The 13,425-nt window shown below is 53.7% G+C and carries 13 protein-coding genes; 10 read left to right on the forward strand and 3 right to left on the reverse strand.

Annotated elements, in window-relative coordinates:
* Positions 1 to 37 precede the first annotated feature (37 nt).
* The 4 genes from QM016_RS05170 to QM016_RS05185 all read left to right on the forward strand — a co-directional run bounded on the left by QM016_RS05170 (position 38) and on the right by QM016_RS05185 (position 3,879).
* Positions 38 to 379, forward strand: a complete 342-nt coding sequence (locus QM016_RS05170; RefSeq protein ID WP_282710586.1) for a hypothetical protein — start codon at positions 38 to 40, stop codon at positions 377 to 379.
* Complete coding sequence (locus tag QM016_RS05175) at positions 363 to 809, forward strand: PIN domain-containing protein (RefSeq protein WP_282710588.1); 447 nt, start codon at positions 363 to 365, stop codon at positions 807 to 809. Before QM016_RS05170 ends, QM016_RS05175 begins: the two co-directional genes overlap by 17 nt.
* A gap of 114 nt (positions 810 to 923) precedes the next feature.
* Positions 924 to 3,509 (forward strand): ATP-dependent chaperone ClpB, encoded by a 2,586-nt coding sequence (gene clpB, locus QM016_RS05180; protein WP_282710589.1) that lies wholly within the window; start codon positions 924 to 926, stop codon positions 3,507 to 3,509.
* Positions 3,510 to 3,567: 58 nt separating this feature from the next.
* The gene (locus tag QM016_RS05185) at positions 3,568 to 3,879 is read left to right on the forward strand and encodes a hypothetical protein (protein WP_282710591.1); all 312 of its coding nucleotides are present in this window, start codon (positions 3,568 to 3,570) and stop codon (positions 3,877 to 3,879) included.
* Between the two features lie 294 nt (positions 3,880 to 4,173).
* Here the strand turns inward: QM016_RS05185 and QM016_RS05190 are convergent, their stop codons facing one another.
* A complete protein-coding gene (locus QM016_RS05190) occupies positions 4,174 to 4,836 on the reverse strand; it encodes a hypothetical protein (RefSeq protein ID WP_282710593.1) in 663 nt (220 codons plus the stop codon).
* A gap of 290 nt (positions 4,837 to 5,126) precedes the next feature.
* Between QM016_RS05190 and QM016_RS05195 the strand changes: the two genes are divergently transcribed.
* Positions 5,127 to 5,555 (forward strand): Hsp20/alpha crystallin family protein, encoded by a 429-nt coding sequence (locus QM016_RS05195; protein WP_016477571.1) that lies wholly within the window; start codon positions 5,127 to 5,129, stop codon positions 5,553 to 5,555.
* 222 nt (positions 5,556 to 5,777) lie between these two features.
* On the opposite strand, the gene QM016_RS05200 is transcribed toward QM016_RS05195, so the two are convergent.
* Positions 5,778 to 6,608 carry an MBL fold metallo-hydrolase gene (locus QM016_RS05200; RefSeq protein WP_016477570.1) on the reverse strand — a complete coding sequence of 277 codons (831 nt, stop codon included), beginning with the start codon at positions 6,606 to 6,608 and terminating at the stop codon, positions 5,778 to 5,780.
* Positions 6,609 to 6,702: 94 nt separating this feature from the next.
* On the opposite strand from QM016_RS05200, the gene tilS reads away from it, so the two are divergent.
* Genes tilS through QM016_RS05220 form a run of 4 tightly spaced genes read left to right on the forward strand, consistent with a single transcriptional unit; the run spans position 6,703 to position 10,896 of the window.
* Positions 6,703 to 8,268 (forward strand): tRNA lysidine(34) synthetase TilS, encoded by a 1,566-nt coding sequence (gene tilS, locus QM016_RS05205; protein WP_282710595.1) that lies wholly within the window; start codon positions 6,703 to 6,705, stop codon positions 8,266 to 8,268.
* A gap of 24 nt (positions 8,269 to 8,292) precedes the next feature.
* Entirely contained in the window at positions 8,293 to 8,841 is a 549-nt protein-coding gene (gene hpt / locus QM016_RS05210) for a hypoxanthine phosphoribosyltransferase (protein ID WP_016477568.1), read from the forward strand.
* 24 nt (positions 8,842 to 8,865) lie between these two features.
* On the forward strand, positions 8,866 to 10,059 hold the full coding sequence (locus tag QM016_RS05215) for a pyridoxal phosphate-dependent aminotransferase (protein WP_282710597.1): 1,194 nt from the start codon (positions 8,866 to 8,868) through the stop codon (positions 10,057 to 10,059).
* 33 nt (positions 10,060 to 10,092) lie between these two features.
* Entirely contained in the window at positions 10,093 to 10,896 is an 804-nt protein-coding gene (locus tag QM016_RS05220) for a PHP domain-containing protein (protein ID WP_282710599.1), read from the forward strand.
* 93 nt (positions 10,897 to 10,989) lie between these two features.
* Here the strand turns inward: QM016_RS05220 and QM016_RS05225 are convergent, their stop codons facing one another.
* Complete coding sequence (locus QM016_RS05225) at positions 10,990 to 11,859, reverse strand: exodeoxyribonuclease III (protein WP_016477565.1); 870 nt, start codon at positions 11,857 to 11,859, stop codon at positions 10,990 to 10,992.
* A gap of 125 nt (positions 11,860 to 11,984) precedes the next feature.
* Here QM016_RS05225 and folP point away from each other — a divergent pair, with 125 nt between their 5' ends.
* Positions 11,985 to 13,421 carry a dihydropteroate synthase gene (gene folP / locus QM016_RS05230; protein ID WP_016477564.1) on the forward strand — a complete coding sequence of 479 codons (1,437 nt, stop codon included), beginning with the start codon at positions 11,985 to 11,987 and terminating at the stop codon, positions 13,419 to 13,421.
* Positions 13,422 to 13,425 lie beyond the last annotated feature (4 nt).

A 13,425-nucleotide genomic window follows, 5' to 3' on the forward strand; every position in this document is an offset into this window, starting at 1 on the left:
ATACACTGTTGTTCACAGGTTCTCGTAAGGAGGAGCTATGGATAGCATCGTAACTGCTCGCATTCCCGTTGAGGTAAAAAATCAGGTTTCCGGGATCCTTGAGTCCCTTGGATCAAATACCACAAAGCTCATCAATGCTGCCTTTGATTATGTCCTTGCTACCGGAGAACTTCCCTGTGCCGAGAAGCCCGTTGAGTCCAAACCTTCTTCCAAGACAAAGATTCGTAAATTGAGCAAGGGAGATCAAGAAGACCTTGCGCGGCTTTTTAAGAAGATCTCGACACCTGCTCCTGCATCGTTTTGGAAGGAAGTAGGAGGCAGCACATACAAAGAGGCAGTCAGCGAGTGGAAGACGAAAGACTATGAGACTCTTGGTTGATACCAACGTGCTTCTAGACATCTTTCTGGCGAGAGAGCCCTTTGTTGCAGATGCAAGAAAGCTGCTTGTCATGGAGCAATTTCGTGATGCGGAACTGTGGACATCAGCTCAGTCATATACCGATTTGTTTTATATCGGCGCTAAAGCGCACGGTCCTGAACGTATGCAAAAGATGACGGAAGAAGCCCTTCCCCTATTCAAGATTTGTTCTCTAGAGCAAACAGATATTCGCGCCGCGCTTGCCGCAGGCTGGAAAGATTTTGAGGATTGTCTTATCTGGCGTGTCGCAAAGAAGGTGAAAGCGGACTATATTATTACGAGAAATACGCGCGACTTCTCCCGTTCAACTATTCCAGCGCTGACTCCTTCTGAGTTCTTCTCGCGTATCGAATCTGAGTTTCACCTTGCCTATGATGAGGCGCCAGTCTAATGTCTGGGTTACTACTCTAAAATCTAATACATAGACACTTAGATTTTCTGTATATATCCCTATAAATCGGGAACAATATGTTCTGATAAATACCGAGTACAAGGGGATGATTATATGAGAGTTGATAAGTGGGCAGTAACTGCCCAAGAGGCGCTGCAAGGGGCTTTGAGCATCGCAAGCGATGCCGAGGCTTCCGAGATAGCTCCTATACATTTGCTTAAGGCGCTGCTTGACAGTAATGAGCGTAACCTTCGCTCCATTTTGGAAAAGGTCGGCGCTGACCCTGAAGCCATTGAAGCGCAGGTGGATGACGCTATCGGTCGTGCGCCTCATATAAGCGGGGGAACGCAGATCAGTCTTGGGAACGAGCTGGTCAAAGTGACCAACGAGGCTGAAAAACTTGCTACTAAGCTAGGGGATTCCTATGTGACGTCCGAGCATCTGCTGACAGCGCTGGCTAACGACAAGTCTGAGGCCGGCCGTATCTTACGCAATGCCGGCGTGACTGCTAAGCGCGTGGAAGAGGTCTACAATGAGCTCCGCGGTGATGAACGTGTGACTTCGCAAGATGCGAAGCCTGAGTTTGAAGCGCTGGAACATTACGGCCGCAACGTGACAGATCTCGCTCGTCAGGGCAAACTTGATCCGGTCATCGGTCGTGTGGAAGAGATTCGCCGCACCATCCAGGTGCTGAGTCGCCGTACCAAGAACAACCCCGTGCTTATCGGTGAGCCTGGCGTTGGCAAAACCGCCATCGTTGAAGGACTGGCGGAGCGCATAGTATCCGGAGACGTTCCCTCGACACTGCGCGATAAAGAGTTGGTTGAACTTGACATGTCAGCGCTGGTAGCAGGAGCAAAGTATCGCGGCGAGTTTGAGGACCGCTTGAAGAGCGTGGTGAAAGAGGTCAGCAAGTCCGACGGTCATATCATTCTCTTCATTGACGAGCTCCACACCATTGTGGGTGCGGGCGCTACCGAGGGTTCCATGGATGCCGGCAATATCCTGAAACCGGCGCTTGCCCGCGGTGAGCTGCGCGCTATTGGCGCCACTACGCTTGACGAGTACCGTAAATACATCGAGAAGGACGCGGCCTTGGCACGCCGATTCCAGACCGTGCTGGTCTCCGAACCCTCTGTTGAGGACACTATCTCAATCTTGCGTGGTCTGAAGGAAAAGTACGAGCAGCATCATCGCGTCCGCATTACGGACTCCGCGCTCGTGGCAGCCGCCGATCTCTCGAACCGCTACATTTCTGATCGTTTCATGCCTGATAAGGCTATCGACCTGGTTGATGAGGCAGCAAGCCGCCTGCGCATGGAGCTTGATTCGATGCCTTCCGATATCGATGCGGTTGATCGCCAGCTGACTCAGATGCAGATCGAGGAGCAGGCGCTGATGAAGGAAGAGGACGCCGCATCAAAGGAGCGTCTTGAGGCTCTGCGTGAGGAAATTGCCACAACGCGAGAAAAACTTGATGGCATGAAGGCTAACTGGCAAAACGAGCGCAGCGCTATCGATAAGGTCCAGGAACTCAAAGCTCAGATGGAGGATGCCCGCACGCAGATGGATCGTGCTACCCGTGACGGAGACCTTGCACGTGCCTCCGAGCTTCGCTACAGCACGATCCCCGAGCTTCAGCGTCAATATGATGAAGCCGAGAAGGCGCTTCTCGCCAAACAGGAAGATGGCGGACTCCTGAAAGAGGAAGTCACCACAGATGAGATTGCTGAGGTGGTGTCATCGTGGACCGGTGTTCCCGTATCAAAGATGATGCAGGGCGAGATGGACAAGCTCAAGAATCTTGAGAGCCAGCTTCACCTGCGTGTTATTGGTCAGGATGAAGCGGTATCTGCGGTTTCGGCAGCGGTCCGCAGGAGCCGTGCAGGCCTTGCTGATCCTAATCGTCCGCTGGGCAGCTTCTTCTTTTTGGGGCCGACCGGCGTTGGCAAGACCGAGCTGGCAAAAGCGCTGGCCGAGCTCTTGTTTGATGACGAGCGCTCGCTGATTCGTATCGACATGTCCGAATACATGGAGAAATTCTCGGTGCAGCGTCTGATCGGAGCGCCTCCTGGATATGTGGGTTATGACGAGGGCGGTCAGCTGACCGAGGCCGTGCGTCGCCATCCGTATTCTGTGGTATTGCTGGATGAGATGGAAAAGGCTCATCCTGATGTATTCAACGTGCTGCTGCAGGTGCTCGACGATGGCCGTCTGACTGACGGGCAAGGCCGCGTGGTGAGCTTCAAGAATACGATTATCATCATGACCAGCAACGTTGGCTCCCAGTTCATTGCTGGGGCGGGTGCTTCCGGAATGAACGAAGAGACGCGTAAGCAGGTTATGGACGCGCTGCGAGGCGCATTCCGCCCGGAGTTTTTGAACCGTATCGATGACGTGGTTATCTTCCAGCCGCTTGGCTTGAACGATATCGAGAAGATTGTGGACATCCAACTTAAGGACGTCCGTGCACGTCTGGCGCGGGAGCGCATGACACTTAAGCTCTCTGATGCCGCAGTGCAATCCCTGGCGCTCGACGGTTTGGACCCTGTGTACGGCGCGCGTCCTTTGAAGCGGTTGATTCAGCGGCGCGTTGTTGACCAGGTGGCAAACCTCATCATTGCCGGCGAGCTTCATGAGGGCGACACTGTTCTCATTGATACCGACGATGACGGGAACCTTGTGGCACATCGCGCTTAGCGTGAGATTGGCGCATTGTGGCGAGAAGGGCAGTGGAAGTGAAGCGAGGAGGCTGCGCGTGAAGCGTGATTGCGTGAAAGACAACCTGACAAACGTTGACGACGCATCCCAAGAAACTCTTCGTGACACTGTTGTTGTGAACGATGGTGGGAAATCCACGCCCTTCTCGCCAGGGACATTGGTACCGGACAAGGACTCCGCGCAAAAGAATTCCGCGAAAAGGCCAAACGTACATAGGCCTGTCAAAAAGGTACAGGCGCAGCGGTCGGAATATATTCGTGCTGAAAACGAAGACGATGATGGGTATGATCCCTATTCCGACCGTCGCCCTGAGCCCGAGCCGCTGTTTGAGCGGGATCCCTGGATGTAAGGGTTTTGTGCTGTAGGCGTGCTAGTTTCGGCGCACTAGTTTGGTTGCAGTGGTTTTGGCGCACTAACTGTCGTGCGAATAGATACAATTCCTAAATGTTGGCTCTGTCCCATAATTGTGGTACAGAGCCAACATAGCCAAATATCAATTTGATTTCTTTGAGTTGCCGTCAAATGAACAGCTCATCGAATGAGTAGCTTGCTAAGCGGATGTTGTAAGGCTATTGTTGTGAGGCTATATACGATGCGTGCACGCTTCGCTACCTGACCACGCTTCGCCACCTAACCCGCTTCGCTACCTGACGGCAGATCCCCAGTTGGCTGACATCCATGTCCACAGGAAATATGCGACGATGGCAATAATGACAAGCACTACGACAGCTGCAATCAGAGAACCCGCGTGCATACGACGTTCCTTCTTTACGAAGATATCGCGCTGCCCCTTAGGGACTTGCAGGTATTGTCCGTAATGGAGATCTTTTCTGAGCTGCGCGATCTCAGCGTTGGATCGTTTCCAACTTCTGCTGCTGTGGCCATGATGCACCTTGCCAATGGTAAAGCTGGATTCATGAGCGGCAGAGGCTTCATCTTCTTCACCACGGGCAAAGTCGTTGATGGGTTCTACAGTCTTGTGCGCTCGACGCTTACGAACATAATGCGTGCCCTTGTGTGCATCATCGGCGGAGAGCTCGTTATGGCCGTGATCATGAGACGGTGCAATGTCATCCTCAAGAGTTTCTTCAAAGGAAGTCTCTCCGGAAAAAGCCTCAATCGTTTCGTATTCTTCTTCGACTGCCTGCTCAGCGGTATCAGTATGTTCTGCATCGAAATGGTGGCTCGATGGAGCTTCTTGGCCCGATGAAGTCTCTTGGGGAATAGTATGAGTCATTGATTCCTCATCAAGTATCTGGCCCGCGTCAGCAGGGAGCTTTTCATGAGAATTTGTAGTTTGGTCCACGTTAACCTCCGTGGTTGAGCGGTTACCCATTGCACTATTCTAATCCATGGGCGCCCAGCTGTCTTGCGATGAGTTAAAAGAGGGGTTTAGAACTTGAGGATGATCTGAATCCCCAGGTATTCTCGTCAGTAAAATCGCTGGAATATATGAGTTAATAACACTTAGATAACATATGTTATACAGGCTGAGAAATTTTCAAAATCTTGATTAAACTTCCTTGGATTGGGCATATAGAACAATGAACAACGGAGTGCCAGAGATGGCACATTACCAGCAAAGGAGTGGTTTTGATGAATGGTATGGTTCCTTTTGATCGTTACGCGCGCGGGTTAAGTAATTGGCCTTTCGGCGGAAGCCTTGAGAGCTTCTTCGATTCGCCGTTCTCGTCCACAAGCTCTGAAGCATTTCCAATGAACGTTGAAGACGCAGGAGAGAAGTATGTGGTGACCGCAGAGCTCCCCGGTCTTTCTCGTGAGGACATCGACGTTGAGTTGAATGAGGGTCGTCTGTCCATTACTGCTGAGCACAAGGAATCCGACGAGGAAAAGGGTAAGAATTACCTGCATAAGGAATCCTCTGAGTGGCGTGCGACTCGCGGTGTGTATCTGAAGGATGCGGCGACACAGGGTTTGAGCGCAAAACTCGATAACGGCGTGTTGACGATTTCCGTTCCAAAGCAGGACGAGAAAGCAAACGTTACCAAGATTTCTATTGACTAAGGCGGTTTGAATCGAGAGTCTTAACGAGAATCTGAGGAGTTAGAAAGACTTTCGTGCGTTTCTTTCCCAACAGCATCTCAAAGCGGCTTGAAGCAAAACTTCGAGCCGCTTTTTGTTTTCCTGCTTAGTTTCCCGCTTAGTTTTCCGCTTACATAGCCCGCCCAGGAGGCGTGCACTCCCAGAAGATACTTATGAGGCAATCTGTCCGGGAGGCGCCAATCCCTAGAGGATGCTTATGGGGCAATCTTGACTGGCGACAAGAATACGCAGGCCGGTGTCGGTACGGGCTTGTGTGAAGATGTCATTCTCAGGTTTGGCGTCAAGCGCGGCGGCAAGGGTGCGCACGGCAATACTTGGCTGGTTGTTCTCGCGTGAAAGATGCATACCCACGACCGCCTCTGTGCAATCGCTCACGAGCTCCATAACCGCGTGAGCTGCCTGTTCGTTTGAGAGGTGACCGCAAGGCCCTCCCACGCGGCTTTTAAGCATTTGCGGATAGGGTCCTGTGGCAAGCATGTGCTCATCATGGTTTGATTCGAGCGCCAAAATGCGCGCGCCCGCAAGGCGTAGAAGGGCGTCGTCGGTCAGAACGCCCGTGTCTGTGCAATAACCGATACTATCTGTCTCAAGGTCCTTCTCGTCAAAGAGACTGAAGCGCATGCCGATAGGTTCGGCGACATCGTGCGACGTAGGAAAGGCGTGGACGGCAATCTCACCGATATGGGTAACACTGTCGCGAGCAATCTCGGAAAATGTAATGCCGGTCGTGCCCGCCCGGCCGGAAAGAACCTGCGCGGTGCCTGGCGTGGTAAAAACAGGAACGTCAAAGCAATTTGAAAATACGCGGAGACCGGAAACGTGGTCAGAATGTTCGTGAGTGATGAAAACAGCAGCTACGCGGCGCATATTGACGTGCATTTCATCCGCCCGGCGCAGCAGTTCTCGCTTTGAAAGACCGCAGTCCACAAGGATGCTGGTTCTTGGCCCTTCGACAATGGCGGCGTTTCCACCTGAGCCACTGGCAAGGATGTGCAGATGAATTTGGGGTGCCATAGAGTCCTTCGTGATTTAAACTTGCTTTAAACTGTGAGTAACGCTCAAAGTATATATAGTAGCGACATATACAAATTAGTGTTTGCGAGGTGCCGTGCCAACAGTTTCACGTCGATACGCTCCGTCCGCTTCCGACGCTTTGCCTGAGGGCGCTCCTGTGGTGCTGATGGTTTCAGGTGGCGCGGATTCGACGGCTTTGCTGGTCATGGCAGCGACAGAGGCGCTGGATCTTCAAGACGGTCGCGGACCTGTGAAACTCGCGCTTGACCGCCTGTGCGTTCTTCACATCAATCATCAGCTTCGTGGCGTAGACGCCGAGAAGGACGAGGAGTTTGTACGGTCCCTTTCCGCCCAATACGGCATTGCGTGTGTCGTACGCAGGCTGGATATCGCGCGTATCGCGGCGGACGAGCGACTGAACGTTGAGGATGCCGGTCGCCGCGCGCGCTATGAGGAGGCAAATCGGCTGGCAAATGAGTTGTGTGCCAGCGCCGGCGTGCCGCGATCGGCCGCTCGCATTGTGACCGCGCATAACGCCAATGACCGCGCGGAAACCTTTCTTATGAACGTGACGCGCGGAACGGGCGTCTCGGGACTCGCGTCTATCCCGCGCCGTCGCAATCGCATTGTGCGCCCTCTTTTGAGCCGGACGCACCTTGAGCTGTGCAACTATCTTGTTGAGCGTGGAATTTCGTGGCGAGAAGACCTTACGAATGTCAATACCTACTATCTGCGCTCGTACGTTCGCCATCAGGTAGTGCCGCGTCTTGAGGCGAGAAATCCGCGCGTGCTTTCCGCTATTGCGGGAACGTGCGACATCGTATCTGATGAGGATGCGTACCTGAACGGCGTCGCGACACGCCGTCTGCGGGAGCTGCTGATGCATGAGAGCAAAGGTTACCTGATGCTCAACGCGGCGCAGTTGGCAGTAACTGAGGTGGTGATTGCGCGCCGTGTGGTGCGAATTGCGGCAAAACTGCTGACAGATGATCCGCGCTTGGAAGCGCATCACGTTGAAAGCGTTCTTGAAGCGGTGGCTGCGGGCAGAGGCTCGGTCAATCTGCCGCGTGATATTCAAGCTCGCGTTTCATATGGGACGCTTGCGCTTACGCGGACAGATCAGGAAGAGGAGCAAACGCACATTTCAAACGGCGCGCCATCTGCCTGGCTACCTGTTCCCGGGATGGTGCAGCTTTCAGAGGGCCGAACGCTTCGCGCACGGCTCATTCCGGTAGAGCATGGCCTTGATGTCGTTTCATTTGCGCAGGCGCATGGACGCGAATGGCTGGGAGAATCCGTGCTGCTTGACGCGGGTGCCGCGGGAATCGACGGTACGCATGGTGGCCGGCTCTGGGCAGGTCCTCCGCAGCCGGGAGACGTTCTCTGCCCTTTGGGTATGCACGGACAGTCAAAAAAACTTTCTGACCTGCTGAGTGCTTCTCGCCTCCCGCTTATCGAGCGCAATAGGGTGCCCATTGTGCACACATCGCCGAAAGGCCGCATCGTATGGGTTGCGGGAATTCGCGCTGATGAGCGATCAAAATGTACGCAAGATACAAAACTGCTGCTAGAATTAAGTCTTCACGAAGAGCCGTTAGGATTGCCGGACGGAGGTATCGGAGGCGTTGGAAGCACTGAAAATACCGAAAGCGCCGGATAGACACATTGGCTGAGAGGAGCCGTTATGACGGAAACGCATCCCGATATCGAGGAGATCTTGCTGTCAGAGGATGAGATACAAGAGGTTGTCAAACGTGTGGGCGGAGAGATTACTCGTGATTATGCGGATAAGAATCCTCTGGTCATTGCCGTGCTTCGCGGCGCTGTTGTGTTTATGGCTGATGTGATGCGCGCCATTACCTGCCCTATGTCTATCGATTTCATGGCTGTTTCAAGCTATGCCGATGGTGTGAAAAGCTCGGGAGTTGTCCGCATCGTAAAGGATCTTGACACCAAAATTGAGGGACGTGACGTGCTTATCGTCGAAGACATTCTCGACTCAGGGCTTACCCTTTCCTACCTCATGCGTATGCTGCAGTCGCGCAATCCCAAGTCGATTGAAATTGCGGCGTTTTTGGTAAAGGACATCGAGGGCAAGAGTCCGGCGGTGACGCCGCGCTACGTGGGAGCTCATGTTCCCAATGCCTTTGTGGTTGGGTATGGTCTTGACTATGCCGAAAGGTATCGCAACCTTCCATACGTGGGCGTTCTTAAGCCGTCGGTGTACGAGTAAGTCTGGAAGAGCGGGGGAGTTGTCATGGGCATCAATCAAACAAACCTGGGGTACGGACAAGCGAAGTCTGTCATTCGCGATATAGCCGAGTTCGCCGCACGGCGTCGCGAAGAGATTGGCGCCGAAAACGTCTTTGACTTCTCTATCGGCAATCCGTCAGTGCCCGCTCCGCTCGCGGTTCGCGCTTCTATTGAACATGCTATGACGCTTCCGCCACAGGCAGTTCACTCATATACGGCTTCTATCGGCACGCCTGCCGCTCGTGCAGCGGTGGCTGCCTCGTTGTGCCGTCGCTTTGGCGCTGCTGCCGCAACGGCAGCCGATGTCATCATGACATGTGGAGCCGCCGCTTCGGTTTCAATGGCAATCAATGCTGTGGTTGTGCCCGGTGATGAGGTTATCGTTATCGCACCGTATTTTCCTGAGTATCGCGTTTGGATTGAGCATGCGGGAGCTTCTTGCGTTGAAGTTCTCGCTGACGAGAAAACCTTCCAAATCGACATTGAGAGACTTTCCGCGGCGATTACGCCTCAAACGAAAGCTGTCATAGTAAACTCACCCAACAACCCGGTTGGAGCGGTATATACGCGCCGGAATCTGGATATGCTCGCCGACGCGCTGCATGAGCGTCAGACTGCGTTGGGAACTGACATCTATCTGATTTCGGATGAGCCGTACCGCGAGATTGTGTATGGAGATGTAGACGTTCCTTGGATTCCTGAAGTATATGACCGCACGATTGTGTGCTACTCCTACTCCAAGGCATTATCGCTGCCCGGAGAGCGTATCGGCTGGGTATTCGTTCCACCTACAAATCCCGAGCATGACGAAGTATATGCTGCTTGCGCGGGTGCTGCTCGCGCTTTGGGGTTCGTGTGTGCCCCGTCCCTGTTCCAATTGGTGTTGGTTGATTGCGTCGATGAACCCGCTGATATTGAGGCATACGCGCGGAATCGCGATGTGCTGACGCAGGGACTTTCTGATCTGGGCTACGAATATGTTCAGCCTGACGGAGCTTTCTATCTGTGGGTTAAAGCTCCTGGCGATGACGCGCAGAAATTCTGCGAGCGTGCGCGCGCATACGAATTGCTGCCGGTTCCTTCAGATTCATTCGGTTGCCCCGGTTGGCTCCGCGTCAGTTATTGCGTGCCGTACGACATATGCGTCAATTCTCTTGCGGCATGGAAAAAAGCTGCCGAGGAGTGTGGCGTCCAGTAGATGTTCGCAAGGCGCTTGTAAGGAAGGGTTGCTATGCGCATACTTTGCGATGTACATACACATACGATGTATTCGCGCCACGCGTACTCCACAATGGAGGAGAACGTCCGAATGGCCGCTGAGCAGGGTTTTGAGCTGCTGGGCTTGACAGATCACTTCTCGTCAATGCTGTTTGACGAGCAAACACTGAAGAACTTCCAATTCTTTCTGAACCTTACTATTGTTCCTGAGGCCTGGCAGGGTGTGCGCATTTTGTGCGGCTGCGAAGTGGATATTGTCGATCTTGAAGGGCATTTGTTTGCCTGGGATATTGCTGCCGACACCGCTATAAACGGCGATAAATTCGGCCACGCTCACAGTCTTGGCGAGCTTGTGCTTTCCCGCTGTGATTACGCGGTCGCAAGCATTCACGGAAAAGATTGGGCATGTGGAGCAACGCCCGCTCAAGTGACGCAAATGTATGTGAACGTGCTTGACAATCCGCATGTGCTTATTCTGGGTCACCTGGGCCGGAGCTTCCTTGATTTTGAGATAGATACACTGATTCGCGAGTGTCGCGACCGCGGCAAGCTGATTGAGATGAACGAGGCGACGTATGCGGCGGGTCCTGCTCCGGAGAAACAGGCGAGGTGCCGCCTCATCGCTGAGCGCTGCGCAGAACTTGGCTGCATGGTTTCATTTGGATCGGACGCGCACATTGCGACGCGTATTGCGCATGCGAATCACATATCCAACCTGCTTGATGAGGTTCACTTTCCTGAGGAGCTCATGGCCTGCCGGGACGCTAAGACGTTTTTGAAGGTAAAGCAAGAGGCCGGTGTCGAAACGGATTTCTAAGGATAAATTTGCCGCTGCAAGTGACTTCGTTGCCGAGAGTGTAGACCATCTCAGGCGCGCGTTATCGACAGTATCTGAGGCAGGCTATAATCCCTACAGCTCTATCGTCAGCTCCACTGGGCAGTGATCGCTGCCGTAGACTTCGTTCAAGATGGACGCGCCGGTTATCCGCTCGGCGATGCGGTCGCTTACCAAAAAGTAATCAATGCGCCAGCCGGCGTTGTTTTTGCGGGCGTTGAACCGGTAACTCCACCAACTGTAGGCTCCGGTAACGTCAGGATGACGGTAGCGGAAGGTGTCAGTAAAGCCCGCGTCAAGAAGCTTGGTGAAACTCTCCCGCTCTTCATCGGAAAACCCTGCGTTCTTACGGTTGCTGCTGGGATTTTTCAGATCGATCTCATGGTGGGCAACATTGAAGTCGCCGCAGGTAATGACAGGTTTCTGTTGAGAAAGACCTGCGAGAAAGTCACGGTATCGAGCGTCCCAGACCAATCGCTCATCGAGGCGCGCAAGCTGGTCTTTAGAGTTGGGTGTATAGACGTCGACAAACCAAAACTTCGCAAATTCCAAAGCGCAAATACGCCCCTCATCATCCGCAACGGGAGAATCGATGTGGCGAACTACCTGCAGAGGTTCTTCTCGCGAAAAAACGGCGGTACCTGAATATCCCTTGCGCTCGGCATAATTCCAAGTTTGATAATAACCGGGAATTTCGAGGTCAACCTGACCTTCCTGCAGTTTGGTCTCTTGGATGGCAAAGATATCGGCGTCAATGGTTTCAAGAACTTCGATAAACGATGGATCCTTCTTTAAGACGGCTCGCAGTCCGTTGACGTTCCACGAGGCGAGGGTATATTCGCGGGTCTTTGAGCTATCAGTGACAGGGGCCTCTGCCGCGTTGTGCGTTGATGCGCTGTGTGCCAGGGCGGTTTGCGATTGGTTGCAAGGTGATGGAGCGCTCATGATTTCTCACTTCCGTAGGCGATAACAAAACTATGGTAAATGAGAGAACACGCAAAAACCTCTACAATGGAAATGTTTATGACAAGCGCACCGGAGTCGGGACGCACTCGTGCAAGGAGGCCTTCATGCTGAGGCAAAGCTATACGACATGGCAATGCGGTAACCACACACTTTCCCTTGCCCGCCCGCGAATTATGGGCATTTTGAATGTGACGCCTGACTCGTTTTCTGACGGTGGCGAGAATATCAATGTAAAGACGGCGGTCAAACGTGGTCTCCAGATGCTCGATGAAGGAGCCGACATCATTGACGTTGGCGGCGAGTCTACAAGACCTGGGCATACACCGGTGGATTCAAGGGAAGAGGCTGAGCGTGTTGTTCCTGTGGTTCGCGAGCTTCTTAAAGCAGGGGCTTTAGTATCCGTTGATACGCGCCATGCCGAAGTGGCGCGTATGTGCATTCGCTTAGGCGCACAGATTATCAATGACGTTTCAGGCTTTACCGACCCTGAAATGGTCAACGTCGCCGCAGACTCCAAGTGCGGCTGCATTGTAATGCACTGGAACAAGGAAGGCTTGGGAGCGCATATTGAGCGTAAGCGTGTCGCCCTTGACGACAGCAGGCCGGCTCGGCCTGAAAGCGCCCGTTCTCTGACATCGCAGCGCCGCTTTACGCTGCCCGAAGAGGCGCCCATCATGCGCCAGATTATGGGCTTTTTGGGAGATCAGGCGCGCGTTTTGATGCGCGCAGGCGTTTCTCATGACCGCATCTGCATCGATCCCGGTCCTGGCTTTGATAAGTTCGCCGATGAGGATATCGTTATCCAGCGCGCGACGCGCTCGATGGTGTCTATGGGGTATCCGCTGCTCTGCGCGGTGTCTCGCAAACGGTTTGTGGGCGCGGTATCCGGAGTTGCGGCGGCGGTTGATCGTGATTTCGCGACGCAGGCTATCTGCATTGCCGCCATCACTAATGGCGCGAGAATCCTGCGCGTTCATGACGTGGCTGGAGCCGCTCAAGCCGTTAATTCTTTCTGGGCGATGACTCAAAAAGATCCGCGTCAGGGCTTTGTGGCGCTCGGTTCGAATGTGGGCGATCGAGTGGCGTATTTGGCTCGTGCAACGCAGCTTATCGATGAGATTCCTCTGACCTGCGTGGTTTCTGTAAGCCACGCGTACGAGACGGAGCCCGCATATGGCATTGCAACGCCGGTTGCCAACGCTGTGGCGGAGATTCGTACAGAACTACATCCGCTGGTGCTCTTGGGTGAGCTGCTCAAAGTTGAAGATGCCCTTGATCGTATCCGTAAGCCTGGCGAGGAGGGACACGGTCCGCGTACCATCGACTGTGACCTGCTCTGGGTTGAAGGTGAGGAACATGCGGGCAAGCGTCTGACGCTGCCGCATCCGCGTCTTGGCGAGCGCGATTACGTGCTTGTTCCCATGGAAGATTTGATGCACGATCCCGTTCGCTTCCTGACGCACAGCGGCGTTGAAGTTGTTCACGCGGACCAGCGCGTTGGTCACGTGACCGCCGACCTCGGCGATATTACGTGGGAGTAGCGCG

The sequence above is a fragment of the Lancefieldella sp. Marseille-Q7238 genome, assembly GCF_949152215.1.
GTDB lineage: Bacteria > Actinomycetota > Coriobacteriia > Coriobacteriales > Atopobiaceae > Lancefieldella.

Excerpts from the sequence above, each read along its gene's own strand:
- QM016_RS05170 (WP_282710586.1), top strand. The coding sequence starts at position 38 with ATGGATAGCATCGTAACTGCTCGCATTCCCGTTGAGGTAAAAAATCAG.
- QM016_RS05175 (WP_282710588.1), top strand. The coding sequence starts at position 363 with ATGAGACTCTTGGTTGATACCAACGTGCTTCTAGACATCTTTCTGGCG.
- clpB (WP_282710589.1), top strand. The coding sequence starts at position 924 with ATGAGAGTTGATAAGTGGGCAGTAACTGCCCAAGAGGCGCTGCAAGGG.
- QM016_RS05195 (WP_016477571.1), top strand. The coding sequence starts at position 5,127 with ATGAATGGTATGGTTCCTTTTGATCGTTACGCGCGCGGGTTAAGTAAT.
- QM016_RS05200 (WP_016477570.1), bottom strand. The coding sequence starts at position 6,608 with ATGGCACCCCAAATTCATCTGCACATCCTTGCCAGTGGCTCAGGTGGA.
- hpt (WP_016477568.1), top strand. The coding sequence starts at position 8,293 with ATGACGGAAACGCATCCCGATATCGAGGAGATCTTGCTGTCAGAGGAT.
- QM016_RS05215 (WP_282710597.1), top strand. The coding sequence starts at position 8,866 with ATGGGCATCAATCAAACAAACCTGGGGTACGGACAAGCGAAGTCTGTC.
- QM016_RS05220 (WP_282710599.1), top strand. The coding sequence starts at position 10,093 with ATGCGCATACTTTGCGATGTACATACACATACGATGTATTCGCGCCAC.
- QM016_RS05225 (WP_016477565.1), bottom strand. The coding sequence starts at position 11,859 with ATGAGCGCTCCATCACCTTGCAACCAATCGCAAACCGCCCTGGCACAC.
- folP (WP_016477564.1), top strand. The coding sequence starts at position 11,985 with ATGCTGAGGCAAAGCTATACGACATGGCAATGCGGTAACCACACACTT.